The sequence below is a fragment of the Hydrogenivirga sp. genome (assembly GCF_056450045.1).
The window spans coordinates 1-3,257 of the sequence record NZ_JBWONM010000198.1 but is presented as its reverse complement, the minus strand read 5'-3'; the positions used below and the strand labels follow the sequence as shown (position 1 = coordinate 3,257).

Below are 3,257 nucleotides of genomic sequence, written 5' to 3'. Positions count from 1 at the left end.
TTCCCTGCTTAAGAAGTTTGAGCTGCTCTTCAGGACTCATAGCTCTATCTCCTCAAAGCTTCTTACCTGCCTGTAGGGGAAGTTATCTATAGGTTCGTTCTCTCCCTCCCTCGCCACCCTGATAACCCGCATACCTGCCTCCGCAGCAGCCTCTATCTCCTCCGGGTTGTCGGATAAGAACAGAACCTCCTCAGGGTTTAGACCTATCTCCCTGGCTATCCTTCTGTAGGAGTGGGGGTCCTTCTTGTTCCCTATCTTCGTGTCAAAGTAGCCCGAAAAGAGGTAGTTCAGGTCTCCACACTGGGTGTGCCCAAAGAGAAGCTTCTGAGCCTTTACAGAGCCCGAGGAGTATATGTAGATGGGAATTCCCTTATCGTGCCACTCCTTGAGCTTTCTGTAAGCGTCCTCGTATATGTGTCCCTTCAGCTCTCCGCTTCTGTAGCCCTCCTCCCATATGAGACCCTGAAGCTCCTTCAGGGGTGTTATCTTCCTGTCCTCCTCAATCCACCTGAGCAGTGTCTTGACAGGGTCTCCCGGCTCTATCTCCTGAACCTCCCTGAGTATCCTCTGAACCTCTGGGTCCTGAGAGTGGCTTTTGATAAACTCCTCAAGCCTTTGCTTTGAGTAGGGGAAGAGAACATCCTTGACAAAGGACAGGGAGGAGGTCGTGCCCTCTATGTCTGTCAGCACTGCCTTAATCAAGGCTCACTATCCCTTCGTACTTCGGAAACTTCTTGGCTATGTCCGAACCTGTGTAGCTGGCTACCCATCCCTCGGGTGTTGTGAAGAGCCTTATGCACTTGAAGTTGGGGTTTTCTCCCATGTCAAACCAGTGGGGTGTGTTGGGAGGAACGCTTATTAGGTCTCCACCCTCGCAGTGGACAACGTAGACCTTGTCATCGGGGTGGAGGTAGAAGACGCCGTCCCCGTAGACGAAGTACCTGACCTCAAAGTCCGAATGGGTGTGCTCGTCAAGGAACTTGTTCCTGAGCTCCTCCTTCTTGGGGTTGTCCGGAGTCAGAGACACGACGTCGCAGGACTGAAAGCCGAACCTTATCATGAGCCTGTTTATCTGGTCCTTGAAGGCATCAAGCACCGTTTCCTCATCCGCTGAGGGGTCAAGGGGAGATGCAGGCTCCCACCTCTCAAATAGAACCCCTATCTCAGAGAGCCTGTCCGTTATCTGCCCACCGTCCTCTATCTTCTCAAGAAGCCTTCCTTCCTCGTCGTATATCAGAAGTCTGCTCATGGGGAATATTTTAAAATCATAGGCATGGATATGGCAGGATTTCCTAAGCAAAGACCGAGGAGACTGAGAAGGACTGAGAACATAAGAAGGCTCGTCAGGGAGAACCACATAACCCTTGATGACCTCATATACCCTGTCTTCGTAAGGTACGGGGAGAACATAGCTGAAGAGGTTCCATCCATGCCCGGCGTTTACAGGTACTCGGTGGATAGGGTTGCTGATGCGGTGAAGGAGGCGAGGGACCTCGGCATACCTGCGGTTATACTCTTCGGAATCCCTGAGCACAAGGATGAGGTAGGCTCAGACACATGGAGCGATGAGGGAATAATCCAGAGGACCCTACGGGTTTTAAAGAAGGAAGTACCCGACATGTACCTGATAACCGACGTGTGCTTCTGCGAGTACACATCCCACGGACACTGCGGTGTGCTCCACGACCACGAAGTTGACAACGACGCCACCCTTGAGAACCTCAAAAAGCAGGTTGTCTCACATGCTGAAAATGGTGCGGACATGGTAGCTCCCTCGGGAATGATGGACGGGATGGTGAGAGCTATAAGGGATGCTCTTGACTCTGCGGGATACACCCACATACCGATAATGGCTTATTCAGCCAAGTTCGCCTCAGCCTTCTACGGACCCTTCAGGGATGCGGCAGAGAGTGCCCCCTCTTTTGGGGACAGGAGGAGCTACCAGATGGACCCCGCCAACTCAAGGGAGGCTCTGAAGGAGGTTCTCTTAGACGTTATGGAGGGAGCGGACATAGTGATGGTAAAGCCAGCCCTCTCCTACCTTGACATAATCGCAAAGGTCAAAGAGAGCACACTCCTCCCTGTGTGTGCCTACAACGTCAGCGGTGAGTACTCAATGGTTAAGGCAGCGGGTAAGCTCGGCTGGATAGATGAGAAGAAGGTTATGGTAGAGTCCCTGCTTTCAATGAAGCGTGCGGGAGCGGACATGATCATCACCTACTTCGCCAAAGAGGTCGCCCAGATGATAAACAGGGGAGAGATATGAGAAGAGATGTTTATCAGGAATTTGGTAAGTTATGGCTTGATCTTAGTAAGGCAGTAGCAGTTGTTGGTGTGGTGTATCCAGTGTTTAAAGAAGAAACAACCAGTGGCTATCTGTATCTCGCGATAGGAACGTTTTTCATCCTTCTCGTTTTCGGTTTATATTGGATTAACAAGGGGGGTGAGTAATGGATCTCGCCATTCAAGCATTATTGCTCTTACTTTTGGCAGCGGTTGTAAGCTCTCTTGCACTAATGCTATTGGACAAATTCCAGCGAAAGAAAAAGGCCACTGGATAAGGAGAGCCAAGATGCGTTTCTACGGAATACCCTCAGAGAATAGAGTTCTTGAGATGGTTGAGAACATAAACCCGGGAGAGTGGGTCTTTGAGGATACGAAGGAGAGGGTAAAGCAGACCCTGAGCTCTGAAGAGGTAAAGGAGAGGCTTAGGAAGCTGATTGAAGAAGTGAAAGGCTGGAAGGAGAGCCTCACGACCCTCACAAAGGGAACGGTCTTCATATTCGTCCACGAACCCGAAAGCCCGAAGGCTTTTAAGATATACGACACCTCTTCCCTCGGTTGCTCCACAGAGCTAACACCCCCAAGGTGGAAGGTCTACCTCAAGGAGCTTGAAGGGAAGGTGTAGAATGCACATACAGGTTCCAGAGTTCTTTATAAAAGAAGGGTTGGTTAATATAGATAGCAGTAGTGCCTTAGTATGCGGATACCAAAGTGACCATGCTAACTTTTAACCTCACAAGAGGGTATAGAGAGTAATGAAAGAAGCGAGCCAGCTCCATACAGTCTCATACTTAGCATTCCAGGGAAACCTTCTGTAAAACCTGCTGAGCCTATGCTTTTGAGCCTATGCTTTATAAAGAAGAACCACCTCTCTACCACGTTCCTGTTCCCGAAGGTCTCATGAACCCACTCGGTAGAAAGCTCCTTCACAGCCCTGACATACCAGGGTCCCTTATCTGTCGTGCATACTTTAG

Annotated in this window: 5 protein-coding genes and 1 pseudogene; 3 read left to right on the top strand and 3 right to left on the bottom strand. The window is 50.3% G+C overall.

Annotated features, from left to right (window positions below; all coding sequences use genetic code 11):
- Window positions 1-36: 36 nt before the first annotated feature.
- Together mtnC and AC1HCM_RS08155 are read right to left on the bottom strand one after the other, a co-directional pair.
- A complete protein-coding gene (gene mtnC / locus AC1HCM_RS08160; protein WP_479461273.1) occupies window positions 37-702 on the bottom strand; it encodes an acireductone synthase in 666 nt (221 codons plus the stop codon).
- Window positions 695-1,249: a 1,2-dihydroxy-3-keto-5-methylthiopentene dioxygenase gene (locus tag AC1HCM_RS08155; RefSeq protein WP_479461272.1), complete on the bottom strand. Its 555-nt coding sequence runs from the start codon at window positions 1,247-1,249 to the stop codon at window positions 695-697. Before AC1HCM_RS08155 ends, mtnC begins: the two co-directional genes overlap by 8 nt.
- A gap of 24 nt (window positions 1,250-1,273) precedes the next feature.
- Here AC1HCM_RS08155 and hemB point away from each other — a divergent pair, with 24 nt between their 5' ends.
- The 3 genes from hemB (at window position 1,274) to AC1HCM_RS08140 (ending at window position 2,908) form a co-directional block, all read left to right on the top strand.
- Window positions 1,274-2,266, top strand: a complete 993-nt coding sequence (gene hemB, locus AC1HCM_RS08150; protein WP_479461271.1) for a porphobilinogen synthase — start codon at window positions 1,274-1,276, stop codon at window positions 2,264-2,266.
- Window positions 2,263-2,451 carry a hypothetical protein gene (locus AC1HCM_RS08145; protein WP_479461270.1) on the top strand — a complete coding sequence of 63 codons (189 nt, stop codon included), beginning with the start codon at window positions 2,263-2,265 and terminating at the stop codon, window positions 2,449-2,451. The genes hemB and AC1HCM_RS08145 overlap by 4 nt, the downstream gene beginning before the upstream one ends.
- A 121-nt stretch (window positions 2,452-2,572) precedes the next feature.
- Window positions 2,573-2,908 (top strand): hypothetical protein, encoded by a 336-nt coding sequence (locus tag AC1HCM_RS08140; protein WP_479461269.1) that lies wholly within the window; start codon window positions 2,573-2,575, stop codon window positions 2,906-2,908.
- Between the two features lie 95 nt (window positions 2,909-3,003).
- On the opposite strand, the pseudogene AC1HCM_RS08135 reads toward AC1HCM_RS08140, so the two are convergent.
- Window positions 3,004-3,257, bottom strand: a pseudogene (locus tag AC1HCM_RS08135) (hypothetical protein); the annotation flags it as partial.